The organism is Thauera sp. SDU_THAU2 (genome assembly GCF_038260575.1).
GTDB lineage: Bacteria > Pseudomonadota > Gammaproteobacteria > Burkholderiales > Rhodocyclaceae > Thauera.
In genome coordinates this window covers 1,348,974-1,371,764 of the sequence record NZ_JBBWUN010000003.1, presented here as the reverse complement: position 1 = coordinate 1,371,764, position 22,791 = coordinate 1,348,974, and the positions used below count along the sequence as shown (strand labels likewise).

The window sequence follows — 22,791 nt, the reverse complement described above, 5'->3', positions numbered from 1 at the left end:
GCAGCACCGTGCATCGATTCACCGTCCTACGTCTTCTGCCGCTCCCGCTGACCGCCCTTGCAGCCGATGCACTGGCGCAGGCGCCGGTCGCAGGCAGCGACCCCACCGAGCTGGCCGGCAGCCTGTTCCAGATGCTGGGCGGCCTGGCCGTGGTCATCGCCCTGCTGCTCGCCAGCCTGTGGCTGGTCCGTCGCCTCGCCGCGCCGCGCGGCAGCGCCGCCGCCGCGATCGAGGTGCTGGGCGCCGCCGCGGTCGGGCCGCGCGAGCGGGTGGTGCTGGTGCGCCTGGGCGAACAGCTGCTGGTGCTCGGCGTGGCGCCGGGCAGCGTCACCCGGCTGCACGAAATGAAGGCCGAGGAACTGCCGCTCGCAGCACGGCAGAACGCGCATCCATCGTCATCCGGCTCGGCGCGGAATTTCTCGGCCTGGCTGGGACAGGCCATGAAGCGGCAGACGGCAGAGCGGCAAGCGGCGGAGCGCAGCGATGCACGCTGAGCGCTCTTCGCTGCTGCGCACACGCCTGGCGCCGGCGCTGTCGCTGGCTGCAGTGCTGACGCTGCTGCTGGTGCTTGCCGGCCTGCCGCTGCCCGCACAGGCCCAGGCCCTGCCCGCCGTCACCAGTTCGACCGCGGCGGACGGCGGCACCACCTACAGCCTGACCATCCAGACGCTGTTGCTGATGACGCTGCTGAGCTTCATCCCGGCAATGGTGCTGATGATGACCAGCTTCACCCGCATCATCATCGTGCTCTCGCTGCTGCGCCAGGCGATGGGCACGCAGACCGCGCCGCCCAACCAGGTCTTGCTGGGCCTGGCGCTGTTCCTGAGCTTCTTCGTCATGGCGCCGGTCGCCGAGCGGGTCTACACCGAAGCCTACCTGCCGATGTCGGAAGGCCAGATCCAGTTCGACGAAGCCCTGCAGCGCGCCTCGGTGCCGATGCGTACATTCATGCTGGCACAGGTGCGCGAGCCCGACCTCGACCTGTTCGCCGGCCTGGCCAAGGTGCCGCCGGTGGAAAAAGCCGAAGACCTGCCGATGCGCGTGATCATCCCGGCCTTCGTCACCTCGGAGATCAAGACCGCCTTCCAGATCGGCTTCATCGTCTTCATCCCCTTCATCATCATCGACATGGTGGTCGCCTCGGTGCTGATGTCGATGGGCATGATGATGATGTCGCCGGTGATCGTGTCGCTGCCGTTCAAGATCATGCTGTTCGTGCTGGTCGACGGCTGGACGCTGCTGATCGGCTCGCTGGTGCAGAGCTTCGCGGTCTGATGCAAACAAGCGGGAGAAAGCGGCCATGACCCCCACCACCGTCATCGAACTCGGCCGCCAGGCCGTCGAAGTCACCCTGATGGTGTCGGCGCCGCTGTTCCTCGCCGCGCTCGTCACCGGCCTGATCATCAGCATCTTCCAGGCCGCGACCCAGATCAACGAGATGACGCTGACCTTCGTGCCCAAGCTCGTCGCCATCTTCGTCACCCTGGTGCTGGCCGGGCCGTGGATGATCACGCTGCTGACCGATTTCATGCGCCGGCTGTTCGAATCCATCCCGGCGATGATCGGCTGAAGCCGCAAGCCGGCCCCGCCCGATGCTCAGCGTAACGGCCGCCCAGCTCGATGCCTGGCTCGCCGCCGCGGCCTTCCCGCTGGCACGGCTGCTCGGCCTGTTCGCCACCGCACCGATCTTCTCCAACCGCGGCATGCCGGCCCGCGTCCGCCTCGCCGCCGGCTTGGCCATCGGCATCGCGCTGCTGCCGGCGATGCCGCCGATGCCCGAGGTGGCGCCGAACTCGGGCATCGGGCTGGCGATCTTCGGCCAGCAGATCTTCATCGGCGTCGCCGTGGGTTTCATGATGCGGCTGGTGTTCGCCGCGGTGGATACCGCGGGTGCGCTGATCGGCATGCAGATGGGCCTGTCCTTCGCCATCTTCTTCGACCCCGACGCCGGCGGCCAGACCGCAGTGCTGTCCGACTTCCTCAGCCTGGTCGCCACGCTGCTGTTCCTCGCCGTCAATGGCCACCTGCTGATGGTCGAGGTACTGGTGCGCAGCTTCGAATGGCTGCCGGTCGGCGCCGAAGTCGTGCGGGCCCAGGGCTGGGGCTACATCGCCCGCGCCGGTGCCGCCGTCTTCGCCACCGGCCTGCTGCTGTCGCTGCCGGTGCTCGGCATCCTGCTGGTGGCCAACATCTCGCTCGGCGTGCTGACGCGCGCGGCGCCGCAGCTCAACCTGTTCGCGGTGGGCTTCCCGGTCACGCTCACCGCCGGTTTCGTCGGCGTGCTGCTGTTCATGACCAACTTCGCGCCGGTGCTGCAAAGCCTGTTCGAACGCGGCTTCGACGAAATCGGCCTCATGCTGGAACTGCTCGCTCCGCTGCCGCCGCCCTGAGCCGGCACCGACGGGCGGATGGCGCCATCGCGCTCCGTGCCGTGCTCACAAGGCCGGGAAGATGTTCGACCTCAGCAGCCGGATCTCGGCATTGGCATAGCGGTGCGCGAACGGCCGCGTCGATTCGACGCCTTCCTCGTAATGCACGATCTCGTAGCCGGCGAAGCCGCCCGCCTCGACCATCTCGCGCGCATTGCGCAGGAACACCTGGCGCGCTTCGCCGTCGCCGCCGGTGATCAGCGATTTCATGCGCAGCGCCATCCGCACGCGGCCGGCGCCGGATTCGCGCACGTCGATCCGCCAGGTCGGCGCCAACGGATCGTAGATCGCGAAAGCCACCAGGGCACCGGCCAGGTACTCGACCTTCAGCATCTTCAAGTCGTGCAGCATCAGCAGCCCGCCGGCGATCGCCGCCACCGGGGCACCCTGATCTCCCGCCCATTGCCCGGCCTGCTCCAGCGTGCGCGACAGCTCGCTCGGGGCATCGGATTCGGACTGCAGCCGTTCCTGCTGCACCTGCTCCGGCGAAGAGGCGCAGCCCGCGAGGACGAGGACGGCCGCGACGGCGGCAAGCACGGGAGCGGCGGCAGCGGAAAAGGCAGGCATGGCAGGCTCAGTTGAGGAAGTTGAACAGCGACAGGCCCGATACCCGCATGAAGGACTGCTGCGCCGCTTCCAGGTAGGTGCGCTGCTGCGTCAACCGCGACAAGGCCTCGACCCAGTCCTCGCTCGTCAGGCCGGTCAGGCCGGTGATCACTTCGGTGTACTGGAGGTTCAGGTCGGTGCCGAGCGACTGGAGGCTGTCCGCCTCGATGAGCTGGGAGCCGATCTGGGCGCGGACCTTGAGGATGTTCTCGTTGGCGTGGTCGATGTTCTCCAGTCCGAACGCCACCGCGCCGGCGGCCATGCCCGCCGGCCCCGGACGCTCCATCGCATCGATCACGATGCCGAGGTTGTCGAACATGTTGGTCGAGGCGGAAAACACCTCGAAGCGGTCGCCGTCGGCCGGCGGCCCGTCGCTGACGTCGAAGTCGAGGCCGATGAAGTCGGGCGAAGCCGGATCGCCGAGGCTGCTCAGATCGGCCAGGCCGGTCGCCACGGTGATCTTCTGCGCCACCCCCGGCCGGTACTCATAGACGTCGTAGGCGCCGCCGTTGTAGGCAATCTCGAAGCGGCGCCCCTGCCCTTCGGTATGGGCAACGCCGGTGGCCGGGTCGACGCTCACGCTGCCGCTGATCGCAGCCGTACCGGTATTCTGGCTGCCATTGCCGACATGGACGGAGTCGGCCAGCGTGCGGGTGCGGGCGAACACGTCCGAGCCGGGCAGGCTGACCGGCATGAAGCGCGAGGCCGACACCTGCACCGTCTGCGTGCCTTCGTCGCCGTGGTAATCGACGCCGGCCAGGTCGCCGCTGAACGGCTGCTGGTTGGAGCGATAGCCGGAAAAGATGTAGTCGCCCATGCCGTCCTGGGTGTTGCCCAGCGCCAGCAAGGCGTCGAACTGGGCGCGCAGGTCGGTGGCGAGGTAGCGCAGGTCTTCTTCCTTGAAACCCGCATTGCCGGCCTCCACCGTCTTCTGCCGCATGTACTGCAGGATGCCCCCCACGCTGTCGAGCTGGCTGTCGAGCAGCTTGAGCTTGTCCTCGGCATAGCCGGTGTTGGTCATGAACTGGCTGTTGACGCCTCGCGACTGCCCGATTTCGAGCGCACGGGCCGAGGCGATCGGATCGTCGGCCGGCGTCAGCACGCGGCGGCCGGTGGACAGTTGCTGCTGGGTGTGCAGCAGGCTGCCCCATTGCTGCTGGATCGATCCGACGCCCTTGTCGTAGATCATGTTGGTCGAGATGCGCATGACGTTCTCCTGAATCTCAGCGCGCGATCGAAAGAACCGCGTCGAACAGCGTCTGGGCCACGGACATCACCCTGGCCGAGGCCTGGTAGGCCTGCTGGTAGCGGATCAGGTTGGCGGCTTCCTCGTCGAGGTTGACGCCCGAGATCGAATCCCGCGCATCGGTGGCTTGGTCCAGCAGCGCCTTCTGCGCCTTCTCGCCGACCTGCACCTCGCGGGTCTTGTTGCCCACCGCGGTCACCAGCTTCGCATACGTCGCCTGGAAGGTCGCGGTCGGCTCGCCGCTGCCATCGGCGAGCATCACCTTGGAAGTCTGCAAGGCGCCGAGCGCAACCGCGTTGCGGTTGTCGGCGACGCCGGCTTCGGTCGGGCTGAAGCCCACCCTCGTCGCTGCCGTCCATTCGCCCTTGGCGGTGAACTCGAAGGCGAAGTGTTCGAGCGCGTCATTGCCGCGCGTCGCATCGGCCGGGTTCGACAGCGCCCGGTAGCGCGCGCCGGCATTGTCCTGCGCCACCTCGTAGGTGGCCGGCGACACCCAGCTGTCGGTGGCCGGGTCGTAGCGCTGAACCAGGTAGCCGCCCATCTCCAGCTCGCCCGCGGCGTTCAGCACCAGTTCGCCGGCGGCGAAGTTCGGTACGCCGGCGGCATCGGTGCTGCTGCCGTCGATGTGCAGCGTCCTGACGCCGGTGACGAAGTCCGACACGCCGCGATCGCCCAGGCCGACCGTCAGCGCGGCGCTGACCGGATCACCGGCGGCGACCTTGCGCGGATCGGAAATGCTCACCGAAATGTCGCGCGCAGCGTAGCGCGTCGGCTGGATCAACAGCCCCTGGCCCGGGATGTCGGCGAGCGAGGGCACGGTGATCTGCACGCCATCCACGGTGAACATCGGTTCGCCGCTGAGCGGATGCGTGCCCTGGGTCCACGACACCGGATTGCCGCTCTGCGTCCTGATCTGCGGCGCGCCGGTTGTGTCGAGATACAGCACGTAGTCTTCGGCGCTCATCTTCGACTGGTCGACGATCTCGGCCGTGGCGCCGGGAATGGCCGGCATCATCGCCGGCGTCGGCAGCTTGAAGAAGCCCTGCCCCAGCGCGCCGTTCAGGTCGATGCCGAGCGCGTGCTGGTCGTTGAAGGCCTTGGCGATCCCGGCGGCGATCAGGCCCAGGTTGTTCTGCGCCATGTCCAGCGATTCGCGGCGGAAGGACAGCAGGCCGCCGAGCACGCCGCCTGTCAGAACACGCTCAGGCAGGATGTTGGGCACGCCGGCCGCGGACATCAGCGCCACCGCCTTGCGCTGCGGGTCGTTCGGGTCCTGCACCGCGCCGAGTTCGGTCACCGTGCCGCCGACCACGATGCCCTGCCCGGAGCCGACGAAGACGCTGATCGAGCCGTTGTCTTCCTCGACCGTCGACACTTTCACCAGCGTGTTCAGCTCGGCGATGAGCTGGTCGCGCTGGTCGTGCAGGTCGTTCGCCGCCACCGATGGGCCGCCGACCTGGGCCAGCATGATGCGCTGGTTCATGTCGGCGATCGCGCTGGAATACATGTTGATCTGCGCGACGGTCGATTCGATTTCACCCTCGACGCCCTGGCGGACTTCGGTCAGCCGCGCATCCAGAGCCTGGAAGCGCGACACCATCGCTTCGGCCGACGAAATCAGCGATTGCCGCGCGGCGACGCTGGTCGGATTCGAGGCGACTTCCTGCACGCCGGCAAAAAAGCCCTCGATCACCGGCGACAGCCCGGCGGTCGAATCGGCGAGCAGGTTGTTGATCTGGTTGATCTGCGCGTTGTAGGCGGCGTATTCGGCCACCCGCGTGCTGCTGGCGAGAATGCGGCCTTCGAGGAAGCGGTCGTAGGAACGGGTGACGTCGGCGATGCGCGTGCCCTGGCCGAAGAAGCCGGCGCCGGTATATTGCGGCGTGGCGTTGCTCTGGATCACCGTCTGGCGGTGATAGCCCGCAACCCCGGCATTGGTGACGTTATGGCCGGTCGTGAGCAACTGGGCCTGCGCGGCATTGAGGCCCGTCATTCCGATGTTCAGTAAGCCCGCCATGATGCCCTTCCTGATCTGCGATTGTCCTGTACCGGATCAGCAAGAAGGGTGCCAGCCCGAAACCGGCAATCCTGCGGCAGAATCAGCCGATGCCGGCCAACACGGTGCGCAGCGTCGTGCCGCCGATGATGCGGGTCAGCTTGTCGGCGTACTGCGGATCGGTGGCATAGCCGGCATCCTGCAGGCCGCGCGCGAAGCTGCCGGCGTCGGTCTGGCCGAGCACGCCGGCATAGCGCGGGCTGCGCGTCATCAGTTCGGCGTAGTCGCGGAAGGACTCCGCATAGGACGAATACGAGCGAAAGCGCGCTGCCTCGGTATAGGCGCGGCCATCGGCATATTCGGTGACGGCGCGATCGACGGTCCGGCCGCTCCAGCCCGAGCCGGCCTTGATGTTGAACAGGTTGCGGCTGGGACTGCCGTCGGCATGGCGCAGCTGTTTCTCGCCCCAGCCCGTTTCCAGCGCCGCCTGCGCCACCATGAAGGCCGGCGGGATGCCGGTGCGCTTGCTGGCTTCGACCGCATGCGGCCAGACCTCGGCGACGAAGCCCCGTACCTTGTCCGATACCGCGCCGCCGGCCTCGCGCACACGCTCGAGCGCTTCCTTGAAGCGGGCTTCGAGCACGACACTGCCGGCTGCGGGCGCGTCGTCGGCGGTGGCCGGAGCAGCGGCCCGGTCCGGCGCCGCGCGCCGCGCGGCGGCAGATCTTGCCGCTCCGCGGATGACACCGGCAAGGGACTCGCCATCCTTGCCGCCCTGCCCCGTTCGCGCGAGTGCCGCCAGCGCGTCCACGCCGCCGGCCGCAGCCGCGCCTTCATCCTTGCCGCCCAGTTGGCGGAACAGCGTGTCCGCCAGGCCGGTGCCGCGCCCCTGCGACAGGTTCAGCGCAAGCTGCTGGTCGAGCATGCTCTGGTACATGCGGGTCTGGTCGCTGTCGAGCAGGCTGTTCGACGGCGTGGCGTCGCGCATCGACTTCAGCAGCATCTGCATGAACAGCGCCTCGAACTGCTTCGAGGCCGCGCGCAGCGCCTCGTTCGACTGGCCCTCGCTGCGGGCGAGGCGCTTCAGTTCGCCCAGTGCATTCGGGTCGAGCGCGTTGAGCTGGACGCCGGCGTTCATCTCAGATCACTCGAGTTCGGCGCGCAGCGCGCCGGCGGCCTTCATCGCCTGCAGGATGCTGACCAGATCCATCGGCTTGGCGCCCAGCGCATTGAGCGCCTTGACCACGTCGGCGAGGTTGCCGCTGGCGCGCACGTTGTGGATGCTGCCGCCGTCCTGGCGAATGTCGACCTGACCCTGGTTCTGCGCCGCCACCGTCTCGCCGCGCGAGAACGGCGCCGGCTGGCTGACTTCGACTTCGCTATTGACGGTGACGGTGAGGTTGCCGTGCGACACCGCGACGTTCTGCAGCGTCACGCGCTGGTTCATGACCACCGAGCCGGTGCGCGAATTGACGATGACCTTGGCGATCTGCTCGCCCGGCGCCACCCGCAGGTTCTCGATCCGGCCGAGAAAGGCCACCCGGCGCGACACGTCCTGCGGCGCCGCGACCTGGATGCTGCGGCCGTCCAGCGCATAGGCCGAGCCCGGCGCGATCGCGTTGATCGCATCGACCACCTTGCCGGCGGTGTGGAAGTCGGCCTCGTTGAGCTCGACCATGACAAACTCGCCCTGGCCGACCGAGGCGGCCACGCTGCGCTCCACCGTGGCGCCGCCGGGAATCCGCCCCGCCGCCAGATGGTTGATGGTCTGGGCCGCACCGCCCGCCGCGCCGCCCGCGCCGCCGACGGCGAGATTGCCCTGGGCCACGGCATACACCTGGCCGTCCGCGCCCTTCAGCGGCGTCATCACCAGCGTGCCGCCGCGCAGGCTCTTGGCATTGCCGATCGACGACACGGTGACGTCGATCGCCTGGCCGGGCCGGGCGAAGGGCGGCAGGCTGGCCGTCACCATCACCGCGGCGACGTTCTTCAACTGCATGTTGGTGCCCTGCGGCACGGTGACGCCCATGTTGCCCAACATGTTGACGATGCTCTGCTTGGTGAAGGGCGTCTGCGTGGTCTGGTCGCCGCTGCCGTCGAGGCCGACCACCAGGCCGTAGCCGACGAGCTGGTTCTCGCGCACGCCGGCGATGGTGGCCAGGTCCTTGATGCGCTCGGGCGCGGCCTCGGCCGCCGATGCGAAGAAGATGCCGGCGGCCACGGCCACCACCAGTGCGCGCGTCAGCAGGGATTCGAAGGCGTTCATGTCTGGCCCCGGTCAGAAAGGCAGGATGGCGAGGAAGAAGCGCTGCAGCCAGCCCATGGTGTTGGACTGGTCGATGACGCCGGTGCCGCGATACTCGATGCGCGCATCGGCGACCTGGATCGACTGCACGGTATTGGTCGAAGTCACGGTGTTGGGGTCGATCACGCCGGAAAAGCGGATGAATTCGTTGCCCTGGTTGATGGCGAGCATCTTCTCGCCCGACACCAGCAGGTTGCCGTTCGGATAGACGTCGATGACCGTCACCGTGATCGTGCCGTTGAAGGCGTTGTTGGCACGGGCGGAGCCGGCGCCGTTGAAGCCGGAGTCGACGCCGGCCTCGACGTTCAGGCCATTGAGCCCGCCCAGCGGCAGGCGCGACGAGGCAGTGATGCCGCCCGTCATTTCGGAACTGCGCGTCGCGCTGGTGTTGGCGCTCTTGGTCGCGGTGTTGCGCTCGACCAGGTTGATCGTGATGATGTCGCCGACATGGCGCGCGCGCCTGTCCTCGAACAGCGGCCGCGCCAGCGCCGCCTGGTAGATGGCGCCGTTGGCGGGCGGCATGCCGGCATGGCCGTCCGGGCGCACGCTCATCGGCTGATGCACGGCGGTCGGCGGCACGGTTTCGATGGCGGCGCAGCCCGACAGCAGCGCCAGCACGGCAGCGAGCCAGAATGCGGACAGCGATCTCATGGCCGCGCGCTCACAGCTGGGTGAGCCGGCCCAGCATCTGGTCGGACGTGGAGATGGCGCGCGAATTCAGCTCGTAGGCGCGCTGGGTGATGATCATGCTGACCAGTTCCTCGGCGACGTTGACGTTCGAGGCTTCGACGTAGCGCTGGTTGATGACGCCGGCGCCGTTGGTGCCCGGCTCGGTCGGTGTCGCCTCGCCGCTGGAGCCGGTCTCGTAGAACAGGTTTTCGCCGGCGCTCTGCAAGCCGCCCGGGTTGATGAAGGTGGCGAGCTGGATCTGGCCGACCGGCTGCATCTCGACCTGGTTGGGCAGCCTGACGGTGACGGTGCCGTCCTTGCCGATCGAGATGTCCAGCGCATCGGCCGGAATCTGGATCGCGTCCAGCAGCGGATAGCCGCTGGGGGTGATGACGTTGCCCTGGTTGTCGAGCTGCAGCGCGCCGTCGCGGGTGTAGGCGGTGCTGCCGTCGGGCATCTCGATCTGCAGGAAGCCGTTGCCCTGGATCGCCAGGTCGAGCGAGCCGCCGGTCTGCTGCAGGCTGCCCTGGGTGAAGATGCGTTCGGTCGCCACCGGCCGCACGCCGGTGCCGATCTGCAGGCCGCTGGAGACCTGGGTCTGCTGCGTGGTCTGCGCACCCGGCTGGCGCATCGTCTGGTACAGCAGATCCTCGAACACCGCGCGCTGGCGCTTGAAGCCGTTGGTCGAGACGTTGGCCAGGTTGTTGGAGATCACGTCCAGCGAAGTCTGCTGGGCGTCGAGCCCGGTGCGGGCGGTCCACAGTGAGCGGATCATGATGAAGTCCTCGGTTCTGCGTTGCCGTGTCGGCAGTCCTTGCCGGCACGCGGCGGCGATTGCCGCTTTTGCCTGGGATCAGTCTAGGTCTTTGCCGGCCGTGGCCGTCCCGGGATAAACAACGCAAAAACCGTGCTAATCCGGTACCGGGCGCGGCGGCCCGATGACGGCGACCCCGGCCTCAGCGCGCCGCCAGCACCTGGGCGGCGGCGCGGTCGTTGGTTTCGGCCGTCTGCAGCATGCGCACCTGCATCTCGAACTGGCGGGCGAGCGAGATCATCTGCACCATCTGGTCGGCGACATTGACGTTGCTGCCTTCGAGGTAGCCGCCGGCCACCTGCACATTGCCGTCGGCCGGCGCGGGCACGCCGCTGGCCAGCCGGAACAGGCCGTCGTCGCCGCGCACCAGTTCGGCCTCGGGCGGATTCACCAGCTTGAGCTGGGCGACGATATTGACGATGTTGCCGTTGGGATCGATCGACGACACCGAGCCGTCGCGGCCGATGACGATCTCGGTATCGGGCGGCAGCGCGATCGGCCCGCCGCCGTCGCCGACCACCGGCAGCCCGTCGCGGGTCTGCAGGATGCCGGCCGGGCTCAGCGCCAGGCTGCCGTTGCGGGTATAGCCCTCGCTGCCGTCGGGCAAGCGCACGGACAGCCAGCCCTTGCCCTCCACCGCGACGTCGTAGGGCCGGCCGGTGTATTGGATCGGCCCCGGCGTGAAGTCGTTGGCGATGCTGGCGTCGACCGCGAACGAACGGCTGCGGAAGGCTTCGGTCTGGATTTCCACGCCGCGCAGCTTGTGCATCTGGGCGCGGAAGCCGGTGGACGAGGCGTTGGCGATGTTGTTCGACACCGCCGCCTGCTGGTTCATCGTGCCGGTGGCGCCGGTCATCGCGGTGTAGATCAGGCGATCCATGCTTTATTCTCCCCCGCCCTCGTCAGCGCAGGTTGACCAGCGTCTGCAGGATCTGGTCCTGCGTGCGGATCGACTGGGCGTTGGCCTGGTAGTTGCGCTGCTGGATGATCATCTGCACCAGCTCCTGGGTGAGATCGACGTTCGATTCCTCGATCTGGCTCGAGGTCACCATGCCGAGTGCGCCGGTGCCGGGCGCGCCGACCGCCGGCTGGCCCGAATCCCAGGACTCGGCCCACAGGTTGTTGCCCAGCGAAGTCAGCCCCTGCGGCGAGGCGAACTCGGCCAGCGCGAGCTTGCCGATGGCCCTGGACAGGCCGTTGGAGTAGGTGCCCAGCAGCACCCCTTCGGCACTGACCGACACCCCGCTCAGGCGTCCGGTGGTATAGCCGTCCTGGCGCGGCTGGGTGGTGACGCCGAAGGCGCTGTTCCATTGCGTGGACCGGGTCAGGTCGAGGTCGAAGCTCATGGCGTCGGCTCCGGTGCCGAGCTGGGCGCCGGTACGCTGCATGATGTTGGTGAACACGCCGTTCGCCGGGTTCGAGGTGTCGAGCACGCCCATCGTCGTGGAACCGGATCGTGCCCAGGTTGGTCAGCGGCGTTCCCAGCGACAGCGCCGGGTTCGCCGGGTCCGGTACGACGTCGCCGTCCAGCCGCGCATAGACTTCCCAGTCGTTGGTCGGCGAGCCGCCGGCGGACTGGCGCACGAAGAACAGGCTCATCATGTGCTCGTTGCCCAGGCTGTCGAACACCTTCATCGAAGTCGTGTTGTTGTAGCTGTCGACCGGGATATTGACCGCGTTCAGGAAGTTGCCGATGTCGACCGGCGGCATCGCGTCGCGCGGGTTCAGCGAATTCGAATCCAGGTTGACACCCAGCGACGCCTGGTTCGTCTCCCGCGGGCTGATGTAGCTCGTGTCGATGTACAGCGGCGACGGCTCTCCGGCGAAAACCGGCGGGGATACGGTGGCATCGAGCACGCCGAAGCCGGTCAGCTTGTCGCGGCCGGCATTGATCACGTAGCCGTCCTTGTCGACGTCGAACTGCCCGTTGCGCGTATAGGCGATGCTGCCGTCGCTGAGCTGCATGCGGAAGAAGCCGTTGCCGTTGATCGCCATGTCGAGCGAATTGCTGGTCGGCGTCAGGTTGCCCTGGTTGAAGGACTGGGCAACCGCCGCCACCCGGCTGCCGATGCCGATCTGCAGACCGGACGAGCCGCCGACCATCGCCGAAGCGTACATGTCGGCGAAGATCGTGTTGCCCGCCTTGAAGCCCACGGTGCTGGCGTTAGCGACGTTGTTGGAAACGACGTCGAGTGCCTTCGAGGAAGAGTTCAGGCCGCTGAGGCCTTGCTGGAATGCCATGATCGCTGCTCCGGATCAGAGAATCTGCTTGATGTCGTCGAACTTGAACAGGCCGAGGTCGCCCACCTGCAGGTCGGACCCCGTGGGGCCGCGCACGACGCTGGTGACCGGCCCGAACTGCAGGGTACGGCCCTGGACTTTGTCGCCGCCGCGGGTGGCGGACACGGACAAGGTGTAGATGCCGTCGGCCACGCGCGAACCGTCTTCCGCGGTGCCGTCCCAGACGAAGTTGTGGCTGCCGGCCTCGATGCCGTCGAAGACCATCTCCTTGACCGGCAGGCCCGAACCGTCGGTGACCGTCAGCGTCACCCGGTCGGCAGGCCCGTCGATCTCGAAGCCGCCGATGGCGCCCGCCTCGGTCAGCGCGATCTGCTTGCCTTCGACCAGCACGCCGCGCCCGATCAGGGCCGCGGCGTTGAGGCCGTCGGTCGAGGCCTGGGCATCGAAGAAGGACTGGACCAGCTTGTTGAGGCGCTCGATGCCATCGACCGTGCTCATCTGCGCGAGCTGGGAGGTCATCTCCGCGTTTTCCATCGGGTTCATCGGGTCCTGGTTGCGAAGCTGGGTGGTCAGCAGCTTGAGGAAACGCCCCTGCATGTCCTCTTCCGCTTTCTGCACAGGTTCGCTGCGCCCCAGCCTGGACAGGATGTCTTCCGCTGTGGTGTTGTTGGAGACGGTGGTGCTCATGGTTCTCTCCTGCTCACGGCATCATTTGCCGGACAGTGCCTACTGTCCGATCTGCAAGGTACGCTGTAGCAACGTCCGTGCCGTGTTCATGATTTCGGCGTTGTTCTGGTACGAGCGCGACGCCGAGATCATGTTCACCATCTCTTCGGCCACGTTCACATTGGGCATTTCGACGTAGCCTTCGGCATTGGCCGCCGGGTTGTTCGGCTCATACACCATCCGCATCGGCGCGGCGCTGTCGACGATCTGCGTCACCTGCACGCCGACCGCCGCCGGCCCGGCCATCTGGCGGGCGGCAAAAACGACCTGCTTGGCGCGGTAAGGCTCGCCGGTCTCGGTGGTGACGCTGTCGGCGTTGGCGAGGTTGGAAGCGGTGGTGTTGAGCCGCAGCGACTGGGCGTTGAGCGCCGAGCCGGCGATCTGGAAGACGTTGAGCATGCTCATGGTGGGATTCCTTACTGGCCGGTGAGCGCGGTGTTCATCGAGCGCAGCATGCCGTTGATGAAAGTCAGGCTCGCTTCGTAACGCAGCGCGTTCTCGGCAAAGGCCGCGCGCTCGACGTCCATGTTGACGGTGTTGCCATCGACCGCGGACTGCAGTTCGGTGCGATATTTGGCGAAGGCGTCGGCGCCGAGCGTCGCGCCGCCGACGATATGGGCCTGATGCGTGACGTCGAGCGCGACGCCCTGCAGGCTGCCACCCGGCGCCTTGCCCAGCGCGTTGTCGAGCGCCGCGCGGAAATCGATGTCGCGCGCCTTGTAGTGCGGCGTGTCGGCGTTGGCGATGTTCGACGCCAGCAGCTCCTGCCGGTGGGCCTGGAGATTGAGCGCCACCTGATGGAAGCGCATCTGGTTGTCCAGCAGGGTCTTCATCGTCTTACCTCTCGAATTCGGCCGGCACGCCCCTCGCTGGAGAGGCGACATCCTTGGCCACGATCATTGGCCAGCAAATACGCAGCTTTCATGCCAGCGATGCTAAGCCCCGCCTCGCAGCCTCCCTCGCCCGATAAGGCGGCGGAAAACCGTCCAAATCTGCCGCTTGCCGGCCCCGCCGGCAAAACCTGCCGTGGGCGCTTGCCGGCCGCCATCCTTGCCGTCGGCTTGCCTCCACACCGGAGGCATGCTGCAATCCGCCCATGAACCGTCCGCTCCACGGCCCGACCGCTCCCCACAGCATCAACCCGTCTCCTCAGCTTCGCGCAGGTCTGCTGTCGCTGGCGCTGCTCGTATCCTTCGGCCCTTCCGCTGCCGCCGCCCAGCAGCCGCCCGAGGCCGTCGAGGCAGCGGTACGCAATCTGCTGGAACGGGAAACCCTGGGGCAGCCCGGCGAAGTCCGGATCGGCGTGCGCGCCTTCGACCCGGCCAACCAGCTGCCGCCCTGCGCGGCGCTCGAAGCTTTCCTGCAGCCCGGCACGCGGCCCTGGGGGCAGATCACCGTCGGCGTCCGCTGCGGCGCCCCCACCGCGTGGACGGCGTGGGCGCAGGCCACGGTGCAGGTCTTCGGCCCCTATCTCGTCACCACCCGTGCGCTGCGCTCGGCCGAAGTGATCCGCGAAGCCGACGTCGAAGTCCGTGAAGGCGAACTCAGCGCCCTGCCCGACAACGTGCTGTCCGCGCCCGAACAGGCCGTCGGCCACGTCACGCGCTTCGCGCAGGCGGCAGGTGCGCCGCTGCGCGCGGGCAGCCTGCGCCAGGCCGACGCCGTGCGCCGTGGGCAGACGGTGCTGGTGACGACGCGCGGCCCCGGCTTCGCGGTGTCGGGCGAAGGCCAGGCCCTGAACGCCGCCGCCGCCGGCGAGCGCGTCCGCATCCGGCTCGGCAACGGCCAGATCGTGCAAGGCCTGGTACGGCCGGACGGCACGGTCGATGTCGACTTCTAGATCACAAGCCCTTGTGGCAAGGCGTGAAATAAATCACTAAAGTTTCACGAAACGCTGCCGATTACCCATTCGTGTCGATGCGTTTCCGGAGAACATCATGAAAATCGAGAGCACGGGCAAGGCCTATATCCCGTCGCAGGTGCAGGATGCCCGCACGCCTGCGCAGCGCAGCAATACCCCGGTCCAGTCCGGCGGCGACAGCGTGCAGCTTTCCCCGCTGGCCACGCTGATGAAGAAGGCGGAAAGCGCGATTTCCGAATCGCCCGAGATCGATCAGAAGCGCGTGGATGAAATCCGCCAGGCCATTTCCGAAGGCCGCTTCAAGGTCGACGCCAGCCGCATCGCCGACGGCCTGATCGCCAGCGTCAGGGACATGCTGGGCTCGCGCGGCTGATCCACCGCGCGGCAACGGGGGTTAAGATTCGGCTCCACACGCACCGAAGCCAGGCGACACCATGAACCAGCCCGTCCCGCCCGCCCCCAGCGCCGATCAGCAGCGCCTCGCCCTGCTGATCGAGGCCGAATCGATGCAGCTCGGCGAATTCCTCGCCATCCTCGAACGCGAGGAAAACCTGCTCGTGGCAGGCGACATCGACGCGCTGGTCAGCATCGCCAACGACAAGAACGAACGCTACCGCCAGCTCCAGCGCCTGCACGACGAACGCACGCGGCTGCTGGCGCGCATGGGCTACGGCATCTCCGACGCCGCCATCCGCACGGTCTGCGCCAATCTCCCACGCGTGCTCGCGCGCTGGGACGAAGTCATCGCCCGCGCACGCCAGGCGCGCGACCGCAACGCGCTGAACGGCCAGCTCATCCTCGAACGCATGTCCGGCAACCAGGCCGCGCTGACGGTGCTGCTGTCGGCCGCCAACCATCCCCAGCTCTACGACGCCGACGGCCTCGCCAAGCCCACCGGCGGCGGCCGCATCCTCGGCAGCGCCTGAACATTCATCCAGTATCGGGCTCTGCTATCCTTGCGCCCTTCGTGAAACCCGACGGGTCCGCAGCATGGCTGGCAAGCAAGACACTCCCAAGAAGCAATACGACGAATCCTCCTTCCGCGTCCTGAAAGGGCTGGAGCCGGTGCGCGAGCGCCCCGGCATGTACACCCGCACCGACAGCCCGGCGCACATCATCCAGGAAGTCATCGACAACGCCGCCGACGAGGCGCTGGCCGGCTTCGCGAAGAAGATCCACGTCAGCCTGCACCTGGACGGCTCGGTCACCGTCGCCGACGACGGCCGCGGCATCCCGGTCGGCCTGCACCCGGAGGAAGGCGTGCCGGTGGTGGTGCTGGCCTATACCCGGCTGCACGCTGGCGGCAAGTTCGACAAGCGCGAAGGCAACTCGGCCTACGCCTTCTCGGGCGGCCTGCACGGCGTCGGCGTCTCGGTCACCAACGCGCTGTCGACACGCATCGAAGTCGAGATCAAGCGCGACGGCAAGCTCCACCGCATCGACTTCGCCAACGGCGGCGAGGACATCGGCGCCGTCCGCATCGAGGGCGACTGCGGCCGCCAGACCGGCACCCGCGTGCGCGTGTGGCCGGACGCGAAATACTTCGAATCGCCGCGCGTGCCGATGCACGAACTCGAACGCCTGCTGCGTTCCAAGGCCGTGCTGCTGTCCGGCGTATCGGTACGGCTCGACGTCGAGCAGGCCGGCGGCGGCGTGCAGACCAAGACCTGGAGCTATCCCGACGGCCTGGCCGGCTACCTGAAGGAGCTCGCCGGCGACGTCGAGGCCGTGGCGCCGATCTTCACCGCGGAAAAATACGCCGGCAAGGACGACAGCAGCTTCGCCCCCGGCGAAGGCGCGGCCTGGGCGCTGGCCTGGTTCGAATCCACCGTGCCGAGCGAGTCCTACGTCAACCTGATCCCGACGGTCAATGGCGGCACCCATGAATCCGGCCTGCGCGCCGGCGTGTTCGAGGCGATGAAATCCTTCATCGACCATCACACGCTGCTGCCGCGCGGCGTCAAGCTCCAGCAGGAAGACGTCTGCGGGCGCATGAGCTTCGTGCTGTCGGCCCGCCTGCTCGACCCGCAGTTCCAGGGCCAGGTGAAGGAAAAGCTCAACTCGCGCGAAGCGGTCAAGCTCGTCTCCAGCCAGTTGCGCGATCCTTTCGAAATCTGGCTCAACAACCACGTCGACGCCGGCAAGGCCATCGCCGAACTGTCGATCAAGCAGGCCCTGGCGCGGCAGAAGAGCGCACAGAAGGTCGAGAAGAAGAAGACCTCGGGCGTCGCCGTGCTGCCGGGCAAGCTGTCGGACTGCGAATCCGAGGACATCGCCGACAACGAGCTCTTCCTGGTCGAAGGCGACTCCGCCGGCGGTTCGGCCAAGATGGCGCGCAACAAGGAGACCCAGGCCATCCTGCCGCTGCGCGGCAAGGTGCAGAACTCGTGGGAAATCGATCCCGACCGCCTGTTCGCCAATGCCGAGATCCACGACATCGCCGTCGCGCTGGGCGTGGACGCACACAAGGCCGACAGCGTGGTCGACCTTTCCGGCCTGCGCTACGGCAAGGTCGTCATCATGTCCGACGCCGACGTCGACGGCGCCCACATCCAGACCCTGCTGCTGACCCTGTTCTTCCGCCACTTCCCCAAACTGATCGAAAGCGGCCACGTCCGCTCGTGGCGCAGCCGCCGCTGTACCGCGTCGACGTCCCCGCCCAGGGCAAGAAGCGCCCGCCGCGCCGGCTGTACGCGCTGGACGAAGGCGAGCTCACCGCCATCCGCGACCGCCTGGAGCAGGAAGGCTTCCGCCCCGACGCGATCGAGATCGGCCGCTTCAAGGGCCTGGGCGAAATGAACCCCGATCAACTGCGCGAAACCACCATGGACCCCGCCACCCGCCGCGTGCTGCCGGTCAAGGTTCGCGGCGGCGCACTGCAGGACACGCTGAAGATGTTCACGCTGCTGATGGGCAAGGGCGAAGCCTCGGGCCGGCGGGCGTGGATGGAGGAAAAGGGCGACAGCGTCGAAGCGGACATCTGAATCCCGCCTCCGCCCGGAGGCGAATCTTGCCTGCCCGGATCGATGGTATATACTCATGATATCCATCAGACTCCGGCAGGAAAAAGACCATGGACACCGCCAAGCTCTTCATCAACGGCCGCAGCCAGGCCGTTCGCCTGCCCAAGGAATACCGTTTCGACGGCGATGAAGTGATGATCAAGCGCGTCGGCGACGCCGTCGTGCTGCTGCCGCGCCACGGCTGGCGCACCCTGTTCGACGCGCTCGACCAATTCGAGCCCGGTTTCGAACTGGTGCGCGAGCAGCCTCAGCAACAGCAACGCGAGACGATCGCGCCATGAAGTACATGCTCGATACCAACATCTGCATCTACCTCATCAACCACCGCCCTGCCCACGTCCGCCACTGCTTCGAAGCCCACGCGGTCGGCGACATCGGCATCTCCGTCGTCACCGCCTGCGAACTTGCCTATGGCGTCGCCCAAAGCGGTTCCGCGCGCAACCGCACCGCCCTGGAAAGCTTCCTGCTGCCGCTCGACATCGCCCCTTTCGACGAAGCAGCGGTCTGGAAATACGCCGCGCTGCGCGCCGAACTCGAACGCAGCGGCGCACCCATCGGCCCGCTCGACACCCAGATCGCCGCCCACGCCCTCGCGCTGGACTGCATCCTGATCACCGACAACACCCGCGAATTCGCCCGCGTCGGCGGACTCGCGACCGAGAACTGGGCCGAACCGCTACTGCACGAGCCAGCAGCACCGTGGCCTGCCTCATCATCCTGACTGCCTGACGGCCAGCAAAGCCCGATGCTTTTCGGCCGGCGAAATCACACAGCCGGCAGGCGCTCCGTTTCGAGCGTCACGTGGGACAACTCATGGATATGGGCAAGCATCGCCTTGTAGGCCTGCACGTCCTTCGGCGCCACCGAGGCAAGCGAGACGATCGCCGCGAAATGCCCTGGCCCGACCTGCCAGACGTGGATGTCGGTGATCCTGTCGCCGGTGGGAGCGAGCGCTTCCCGGATCTCCTCGCGCACCTCCTCCCCTTCGGGCACCGCGTCCAGCAGCACGCTGCCCGCGTCGCGGATCAGACCCCATGACCAGCGGCCGATGACCAACGCACCGACCACGCCCATCAGCGGATCGGCCCAGAGCCAGCCATAGCTGCGGCCGAGCAGCAGCGCGACGATGGCCAGCACCGAGGTCAGCGCATCGGCCAGCACGTGCATGTAGGCCGCACGCAGATTGTTGTCGGGCGTATGGCCGTGGTGGTGATGGCCATGCCCGTCGTCATGGTGGTGCGCATGCCCATGATGGTGATGATGCGCGTGATCGTCCTTGAGCAGCCAGGCCGACGCCAGATTGACGGCCAAGCCAAGCACCGCGACCAGGATCGCCTGGTTGAAGCTGATGGGAACCGGATCAGCCAGCCGTAACAGGCTCTCCCAGCCAACCAGCAGCGCGACCAGGGCCAGCACCACCGCGCTGGCGAAGCCGGCAAGGTCGCCCAGCTTGCCGGTGCCGAAAGTGAAGCGGGCATTGCGCGCATGGCGCCTGGCGTAGGAATAAGCCAGCGCGGTGATCAGCAAGGCGCCAGCATGGGTGGACATGTGCCAGCCATCGGCAACCAGGGCCATCGAGCCATAAATGGTCCCGGCCACGATCTCCGCCACCATCATGACGGCCGTCAGTGCAATCACCAGCCACACCCGGCGTTCATTGCGATGATGGTCATGGCCAAGGAAGACGTGCTCATGGGACGGCTGGAAATTCCCCGCCGCCGCTGCATTCGGATGCGCGCTCATTTCAGGTAGGTCCGGATGACGTCGATCATTTCCTGTCCGCCCACGCGGCGTTCATCCTCGCTCGACGGCTCGATGACGTGCTCCTGCAGGTGGCCTTCCATCAGCTCCGCAGTCAGCCCGGTCAGCGCACCGCGCGCCGATGCGAGTTGCCGCAGGACTTCACCGCACGAGGCCTCCGCCTCCAGCGCCCGCTCGACGCCATCGAGTTGCCCCTTGATCCGCCGGATGCGGGCGATCAGTTTTTCCTTCTGGCGGATGGTGTGCGACATGGCCGGCTCCGGCTGAAATATAGTGTAGGGGGCTATACTACAGAACACGGCCGTCTGCCGCCAGACGGGCGAACGGCTCATGTGTCCAGACCACCACTCCTTGCCCGTTCGGCCTCGTCGATGTCCTGTGCACCGAAATCCAAACTCCCGCCAAACCTGCCCGGCGATTCGCATCCAGTCACGCGCTCGGGGTAAGATCACCCCCTTTTCGCAGCATCAGCGCCCCGGCATCCGGGGCCGCCTGGATCGATGAGCAACGACACTTCCGACCTGTTCGGCACCCCTGAACCGTCTGCCGACGCCAATGCAGCAACAGCCAAGCCCGATACTCCCGCAGCTTTGCCGCCGGTTGACGTACCAGCCGGTGCCGGCCTGACGCCCCCCTGCCCCGCCCGCCGCGCCTGAACCGGCAGAAGAGGACGACGGCACGCTGGCGCTCGACCGCTATGCCGAGCGCGCCTACCTCGCCTACGCCATGAGCGTGGTGAAGTCGCGCGCGCTGCCGCAGGTGGAGGACGGCCTGAAACCGGTGCAGCGCCGCATCCTGTACGCGATGAACGAGATGCGGCTGTCGCCCGGCTCCAAGCACGTGAAGTCGGCGCGCGTGGTCGGCGACGTGATCGGCAAATACCACCCGCACGGCGACAGCAGCGTCCCTACGACGCGATGGTGCGGGTGGCGCAGGATTTCTCGCTGCGTTATCCGCTGGTCGACGGCCAGGGCAACTTCGGCTCGCGCGACGGCGACTCCGCCGCGGCGATGCGCTACACCGAATGCCGCCTGACGCCGATCGCCGAGCTGCTGCTGTCCGAGATCGACCGCGGCACGGTGGATTTCGTCCCCAACTACGACGGTGCCTTCGAGGAGCCGAAGCTGCTGCCGGCCCGCCTGCCCTTCGTGCTACTCAACGGCGCCTCCGGCATCGCCGTCGGCATGGCGACCGAGATCCCGCCGCACAACCTGCGCGAAGTGGCCGACGCCGCCTGCCACCTGATCCGCAACCCGGAAGCGACGCTCGACGAGGTGCTCGGCATCATCCCCGGCCCGGACTTCCCCGGCGGCGGCCAGCTCATTTCCTCGCCCGAGGCGATCCGCGACGCCTACGCTTCCGGTCGCGGCAGCCTGCGGCTGCGCGCGCGCTGGAAGATCGAGGAGCTGGCCCGCAACCAGTGGCGGGTGATCGTCGAGGAGCTGCCGCACGGCGTGTCGGCCGCGCAGGTGCTGTCCGAGATCGAGACCCTGACCAACCCGCAGCCGCGCGCCGGCAAGAAGGACGTCACCCAGGAACAGAAGAACCTCAAGCAGCTCGTGCTCGGCGTGCTCGACACCGTGCGCGACGAATCCAGCGACAAGGCGCCGGTGCGCATCGTGCTGGAGCCCAAGTCCAGCCGCCAGAACCGCGACGAGTTCATGGCGGTGCTGCTGGCCCATACCAGCCTGGAGACTTCGGCCTCGGTCAACATGACGATGATCGGCCGCGATGGCCGGCCGCAGCAGAAGAACCTGGTGCAGGTCCTGCAGGAATGGATCGACTTCCGCTACGTCACCGTCGAACGCCGCACCCGCCACCGCCTGGACGAGGTCGACCGCCGCATCCACATCCTCGAAGGCCGCATGATCGCCTTCCTGCACATCGAGGAAGTGATCCGCGTGATCCGCGAGTCGGACGAACCCAAGCCGGCGTTGATCGCCGCCTTCGGCCTGTCCGAGATCCAGGCCGAGGACATCCTGGAAATCCGCCTGCGCCAGCTCGCGCGGCTGGAAGGTTTCAAGATCGAGAAGGAACTGGCCGAACTGCGCGACGAGCGCGACGGCCTGCAGCACATCCTCGACAGCCGCGCGGCGATGACCCGCCTGATCCTGAAGGAAATCCAGGCCGACGCGAAGAAATACGGCGACGACCGCCGCACCCTCGTCGAAGCCGTCGCCGCCGTGGCGCCGGCCGAGATCTCGGTGCCCGACGAGCCCGTCACCGTCATCGTGTCGAAGAACGGCTGGGTGCGCTCGCGCCAGGGCCACGGCATCGAACCCGCCGGCATCAGCTACAAGGCCGGCGACTTCGGCTTCGTCGTGATCGAGACGCGCACCACCTGGCCGCTGATCGTCATCGACAGCAACGGCCGCGCCTACACCGTCAAGGTGTCCGATCTGCCCGGCGGGCGCGGCGACGGCGTGCCGATCACCACCCTGGTCGAGTTCCAGGACGGCGGCAAGCTGGCCCAGGTCGTCAGCGACGCGCCGGACACGATCTGGCTGTTCGCCAACAGCGGCGGCTACGGCTTCCTGTGCAGCGTCGGCGACGCCACCAGCCGCCAACGCGCCGGCAAGGCCTTCATGAGCCTGGAAAAGGGCGAGAAGGTGCTGACGCCGGCCAAGGCATACGGCGACTGGATTGCTGCGGCGTCGGAAAACGGTCGCCTGCTGGTCTTCCCCCGCCCGGAGATGAAGACCCAGAGCGGCGGCCGCGGTGTGATCGTGATGGCACTGGACGAGGGCGAGGCGCTGGCCGCCGTCGCCGTGCCGGCCGACGACGCGGTGCTGACCGTCGAAGGCATCGGCCGCGGCGGCAAGGCCGTCACCATCGAACTGAAGCCCGCCCAGCGCGAACCGCTGCGCCACCGCCGCGCACGCAAGGGCGCGCCGCTGACGCCGAAGGTGAAGCCGGAACGGATGCGCTGAGCCTCATTCCTGGGCATGCGGAACAGACGACACAAGAAGCAGCCGACATGTTCAATGTCGCCCGTCCGCAGCTGGTCAAGCTACTCGACAGCGGAAGCATTCCCTTCCGCAAGGCAGGCGCGCATCGCCGGGCTATTACCAGGATCGGATGAACTACAAGAACTGGGTCGATGTGGGTCGAATC

General features: G+C 67.4%; 23 protein-coding genes and 3 pseudogenes. 11 read left to right on the top strand and 15 right to left on the bottom strand.

The window, feature by feature from the left end:
• Window positions 1-8: 8 nt before the first annotated feature.
• From fliO to fliR, 4 genes are read left to right on the top strand one after another with little or no spacing between them, the layout of a single operon-like run.
• The gene (gene fliO / locus AAFL97_RS07670) at window positions 9-494 is read left to right on the top strand and encodes a flagellar biosynthetic protein FliO (protein WP_341644404.1); all 486 of its coding nucleotides are present in this window, start codon (window positions 9-11) and stop codon (window positions 492-494) included.
• Window positions 484-1,275, top strand: a complete 792-nt coding sequence (gene fliP, locus AAFL97_RS07665) for a flagellar type III secretion system pore protein FliP (RefSeq protein ID WP_341644403.1) — start codon at window positions 484-486, stop codon at window positions 1,273-1,275. The genes fliO and fliP overlap by 11 nt, the downstream gene beginning before the upstream one ends.
• A 25-nt stretch (window positions 1,276-1,300) precedes the next feature.
• Window positions 1,301-1,570: a flagellar biosynthesis protein FliQ gene (gene fliQ, locus AAFL97_RS07660; protein ID WP_341644402.1), complete on the top strand. Its 270-nt coding sequence runs from the start codon at window positions 1,301-1,303 to the stop codon at window positions 1,568-1,570.
• A gap of 22 nt (window positions 1,571-1,592) precedes the next feature.
• The gene (gene fliR, locus AAFL97_RS07655) at window positions 1,593-2,390 is read left to right on the top strand and encodes a flagellar biosynthetic protein FliR (RefSeq protein WP_341644401.1); all 798 of its coding nucleotides are present in this window, start codon (window positions 1,593-1,595) and stop codon (window positions 2,388-2,390) included.
• A 45-nt stretch (window positions 2,391-2,435) separates the two neighbouring features.
• On the opposite strand, the gene AAFL97_RS07650 is transcribed toward fliR, so the two are convergent.
• The 13 genes and pseudogenes from AAFL97_RS07650 to flgB all read right to left on the bottom strand — a co-directional run bounded on the left by AAFL97_RS07650 (window position 2,436) and on the right by flgB (window position 13,865).
• Window positions 2,436-2,996, bottom strand: coding sequence for a hypothetical protein (locus AAFL97_RS07650; protein WP_341644400.1), 561 nt, complete (start codon window positions 2,994-2,996; stop codon window positions 2,436-2,438).
• 7 nt (window positions 2,997-3,003) lie between these two features.
• Window positions 3,004-4,242 carry a flagellar hook-associated protein FlgL gene (gene flgL / locus AAFL97_RS07645; RefSeq protein ID WP_341644399.1) on the bottom strand — a complete coding sequence of 413 codons (1,239 nt, stop codon included), beginning with the start codon at window positions 4,240-4,242 and terminating at the stop codon, window positions 3,004-3,006.
• A 16-nt stretch (window positions 4,243-4,258) separates the two neighbouring features.
• A complete protein-coding gene (flgK, locus tag AAFL97_RS07640; RefSeq protein ID WP_341644398.1) occupies window positions 4,259-6,298 on the bottom strand; it encodes a flagellar hook-associated protein FlgK in 2,040 nt (679 codons plus the stop codon).
• 82 nt (window positions 6,299-6,380) lie between these two features.
• Window positions 6,381-7,415: a flagellar assembly peptidoglycan hydrolase FlgJ gene (gene flgJ / locus AAFL97_RS07635; RefSeq protein WP_341644397.1), complete on the bottom strand. Its 1,035-nt coding sequence runs from the start codon at window positions 7,413-7,415 to the stop codon at window positions 6,381-6,383.
• Window positions 7,416-7,421: 6 nt separating this feature from the next.
• Window positions 7,422-8,543: a flagellar basal body P-ring protein FlgI gene (locus AAFL97_RS07630; protein WP_341644396.1), complete on the bottom strand. Its 1,122-nt coding sequence runs from the start codon at window positions 8,541-8,543 to the stop codon at window positions 7,422-7,424.
• A 12-nt stretch (window positions 8,544-8,555) separates the two neighbouring features.
• Window positions 8,556-9,233 carry a flagellar basal body L-ring protein FlgH gene (locus AAFL97_RS07625; RefSeq protein ID WP_341644395.1) on the bottom strand — a complete coding sequence of 226 codons (678 nt, stop codon included), beginning with the start codon at window positions 9,231-9,233 and terminating at the stop codon, window positions 8,556-8,558.
• 10 nt (window positions 9,234-9,243) lie between these two features.
• The gene (gene flgG / locus AAFL97_RS07620; RefSeq protein ID WP_341644394.1) at window positions 9,244-10,026 is read right to left on the bottom strand and encodes a flagellar basal-body rod protein FlgG; all 783 of its coding nucleotides are present in this window, start codon (window positions 10,024-10,026) and stop codon (window positions 9,244-9,246) included.
• A gap of 181 nt (window positions 10,027-10,207) precedes the next feature.
• The gene (flgF, locus tag AAFL97_RS07615; RefSeq protein ID WP_341644393.1) at window positions 10,208-10,945 is read right to left on the bottom strand and encodes a flagellar basal-body rod protein FlgF; all 738 of its coding nucleotides are present in this window, start codon (window positions 10,943-10,945) and stop codon (window positions 10,208-10,210) included.
• A gap of 22 nt (window positions 10,946-10,967) precedes the next feature.
• Window positions 10,968-11,498: a flagellar hook-basal body complex protein gene (locus AAFL97_RS07610; protein ID WP_341644392.1), complete on the bottom strand. Its 531-nt coding sequence runs from the start codon at window positions 11,496-11,498 to the stop codon at window positions 10,968-10,970.
• Window positions 11,499-11,532: 34 nt separating this feature from the next.
• Window positions 11,533-12,306 (bottom strand): annotated as a pseudogene (locus tag AAFL97_RS24600) (flagellar hook-basal body complex protein); the annotation flags it as partial.
• Between the two features lie 15 nt (window positions 12,307-12,321).
• Window positions 12,322-12,993 carry a flagellar hook assembly protein FlgD gene (locus tag AAFL97_RS07605; protein WP_341644391.1) on the bottom strand — a complete coding sequence of 224 codons (672 nt, stop codon included), beginning with the start codon at window positions 12,991-12,993 and terminating at the stop codon, window positions 12,322-12,324.
• 39 nt (window positions 12,994-13,032) lie between these two features.
• A complete protein-coding gene (gene flgC / locus AAFL97_RS07600; RefSeq protein WP_341644390.1) occupies window positions 13,033-13,437 on the bottom strand; it encodes a flagellar basal body rod protein FlgC in 405 nt (134 codons plus the stop codon).
• A gap of 11 nt (window positions 13,438-13,448) precedes the next feature.
• Window positions 13,449-13,865: a flagellar basal body rod protein FlgB gene (gene flgB / locus AAFL97_RS07595; protein WP_341644389.1), complete on the bottom strand. Its 417-nt coding sequence runs from the start codon at window positions 13,863-13,865 to the stop codon at window positions 13,449-13,451.
• 263 nt (window positions 13,866-14,128) lie between these two features.
• On the opposite strand from flgB, the gene flgA reads away from it, so the two are divergent.
• The 6 genes and pseudogenes from flgA to vapC all read left to right on the top strand — a co-directional run bounded on the left by flgA (window position 14,129) and on the right by vapC (window position 18,637).
• Complete coding sequence (flgA, locus tag AAFL97_RS07590; protein WP_341644388.1) at window positions 14,129-14,872, top strand: flagellar basal body P-ring formation chaperone FlgA; 744 nt, start codon at window positions 14,129-14,131, stop codon at window positions 14,870-14,872.
• Window positions 14,873-14,969: 97 nt separating this feature from the next.
• Entirely contained in the window at window positions 14,970-15,266 is a 297-nt protein-coding gene (flgM, locus tag AAFL97_RS07585) for a flagellar biosynthesis anti-sigma factor FlgM (RefSeq protein ID WP_341644387.1), read from the top strand.
• A 61-nt stretch (window positions 15,267-15,327) separates the two neighbouring features.
• On the top strand, window positions 15,328-15,819 hold the full coding sequence (locus tag AAFL97_RS07580) for a flagella synthesis protein FlgN (RefSeq protein ID WP_341644386.1): 492 nt from the start codon (window positions 15,328-15,330) through the stop codon (window positions 15,817-15,819).
• A gap of 64 nt (window positions 15,820-15,883) precedes the next feature.
• Window positions 15,884-17,877: pseudogene (locus AAFL97_RS07575) on the top strand (DNA topoisomerase IV subunit B).
• Window positions 17,878-17,966: 89 nt separating this feature from the next.
• Window positions 17,967-18,197, top strand: a complete 231-nt coding sequence (locus tag AAFL97_RS07570) for an antitoxin (protein WP_341644385.1) — start codon at window positions 17,967-17,969, stop codon at window positions 18,195-18,197.
• Window positions 18,194-18,637: a type II toxin-antitoxin system tRNA(fMet)-specific endonuclease VapC gene (gene vapC / locus AAFL97_RS07565; RefSeq protein ID WP_341644384.1), complete on the top strand. Its 444-nt coding sequence runs from the start codon at window positions 18,194-18,196 to the stop codon at window positions 18,635-18,637. The genes AAFL97_RS07570 and vapC overlap by 4 nt, the downstream gene beginning before the upstream one ends.
• Before the next feature lie 44 nt (window positions 18,638-18,681).
• On the opposite strand, the gene dmeF is transcribed toward vapC, so the two are convergent.
• Together dmeF and AAFL97_RS07555 are read right to left on the bottom strand one after the other, a co-directional pair.
• Window positions 18,682-19,659, bottom strand: coding sequence for a CDF family Co(II)/Ni(II) efflux transporter DmeF (dmeF, locus tag AAFL97_RS07560; protein WP_341644383.1), 978 nt, complete (start codon window positions 19,657-19,659; stop codon window positions 18,682-18,684).
• Complete coding sequence (locus AAFL97_RS07555; RefSeq protein WP_341644382.1) at window positions 19,656-19,928, bottom strand: metal/formaldehyde-sensitive transcriptional repressor; 273 nt, start codon at window positions 19,926-19,928, stop codon at window positions 19,656-19,658. The genes dmeF and AAFL97_RS07555 overlap by 4 nt, the downstream gene beginning before the upstream one ends.
• Window positions 19,929-20,177: 249 nt before the next feature.
• On the opposite strand from AAFL97_RS07555, the pseudogene parC reads away from it, so the two are divergent.
• A pseudogene (gene parC / locus AAFL97_RS07550) lies at window positions 20,178-22,607 on the top strand (DNA topoisomerase IV subunit A).
• Window positions 22,608-22,791: the final 184 nt, after the last annotated feature.

What these genes read in the sequence shown, in the direction of transcription:
- flgB (WP_341644389.1), bottom strand. Translation starts at nt 13,865, where the DNA reads ATGAAGACCCTGCTGGACAACCAGATGCGCTTCCATCAGGTGGCGCTC.
- flgG (WP_341644394.1), bottom strand. Translation starts at nt 10,026, where the DNA reads ATGATCCGCTCACTGTGGACCGCCCGCACCGGGCTCGACGCCCAGCAG.
- flgK (WP_341644398.1), bottom strand. Translation starts at nt 6,298, where the DNA reads ATGGCGGGCTTACTGAACATCGGAATGACGGGCCTCAATGCCGCGCAG.
- flgF (WP_341644393.1), bottom strand. Translation starts at nt 10,945, where the DNA reads ATGGATCGCCTGATCTACACCGCGATGACCGGCGCCACCGGCACGATG.
- AAFL97_RS07580 (WP_341644386.1), top strand. Translation starts at nt 15,328, where the DNA reads ATGAACCAGCCCGTCCCGCCCGCCCCCAGCGCCGATCAGCAGCGCCTC.
- dmeF (WP_341644383.1), bottom strand. Translation starts at nt 19,659, where the DNA reads ATGAGCGCGCATCCGAATGCAGCGGCGGCGGGGAATTTCCAGCCGTCC.
- flgC (WP_341644390.1), bottom strand. Translation starts at nt 13,437, where the DNA reads ATGAGCATGCTCAACGTCTTCCAGATCGCCGGCTCGGCGCTCAACGCC.
- AAFL97_RS07630 (WP_341644396.1), bottom strand. Translation starts at nt 8,543, where the DNA reads ATGAACGCCTTCGAATCCCTGCTGACGCGCGCACTGGTGGTGGCCGTG.
- AAFL97_RS07570 (WP_341644385.1), top strand. Translation starts at nt 17,967, where the DNA reads ATGGACACCGCCAAGCTCTTCATCAACGGCCGCAGCCAGGCCGTTCGC.
- AAFL97_RS07625 (WP_341644395.1), bottom strand. Translation starts at nt 9,233, where the DNA reads ATGAGATCGCTGTCCGCATTCTGGCTCGCTGCCGTGCTGGCGCTGCTG.
- fliQ (WP_341644402.1), top strand. Translation starts at nt 1,301, where the DNA reads ATGACCCCCACCACCGTCATCGAACTCGGCCGCCAGGCCGTCGAAGTC.
- AAFL97_RS07650 (WP_341644400.1), bottom strand. Translation starts at nt 2,996, where the DNA reads ATGCCTGCCTTTTCCGCTGCCGCCGCTCCCGTGCTTGCCGCCGTCGCG.
- AAFL97_RS07555 (WP_341644382.1), bottom strand. Translation starts at nt 19,928, where the DNA reads ATGTCGCACACCATCCGCCAGAAGGAAAAACTGATCGCCCGCATCCGG.
- vapC (WP_341644384.1), top strand. Translation starts at nt 18,194, where the DNA reads ATGAAGTACATGCTCGATACCAACATCTGCATCTACCTCATCAACCAC.
- flgA (WP_341644388.1), top strand. Translation starts at nt 14,129, where the DNA reads ATGAACCGTCCGCTCCACGGCCCGACCGCTCCCCACAGCATCAACCCG.
- fliR (WP_341644401.1), top strand. Translation starts at nt 1,593, where the DNA reads ATGCTCAGCGTAACGGCCGCCCAGCTCGATGCCTGGCTCGCCGCCGCG.
- flgM (WP_341644387.1), top strand. Translation starts at nt 14,970, where the DNA reads ATGAAAATCGAGAGCACGGGCAAGGCCTATATCCCGTCGCAGGTGCAG.
- flgJ (WP_341644397.1), bottom strand. Translation starts at nt 7,415, where the DNA reads ATGAACGCCGGCGTCCAGCTCAACGCGCTCGACCCGAATGCACTGGGC.
- flgL (WP_341644399.1), bottom strand. Translation starts at nt 4,242, where the DNA reads ATGCGCATCTCGACCAACATGATCTACGACAAGGGCGTCGGATCGATC.
- fliP (WP_341644403.1), top strand. Translation starts at nt 484, where the DNA reads ATGCACGCTGAGCGCTCTTCGCTGCTGCGCACACGCCTGGCGCCGGCG.
- AAFL97_RS07605 (WP_341644391.1), bottom strand. Translation starts at nt 12,993, where the DNA reads ATGAGCACCACCGTCTCCAACAACACCACAGCGGAAGACATCCTGTCC.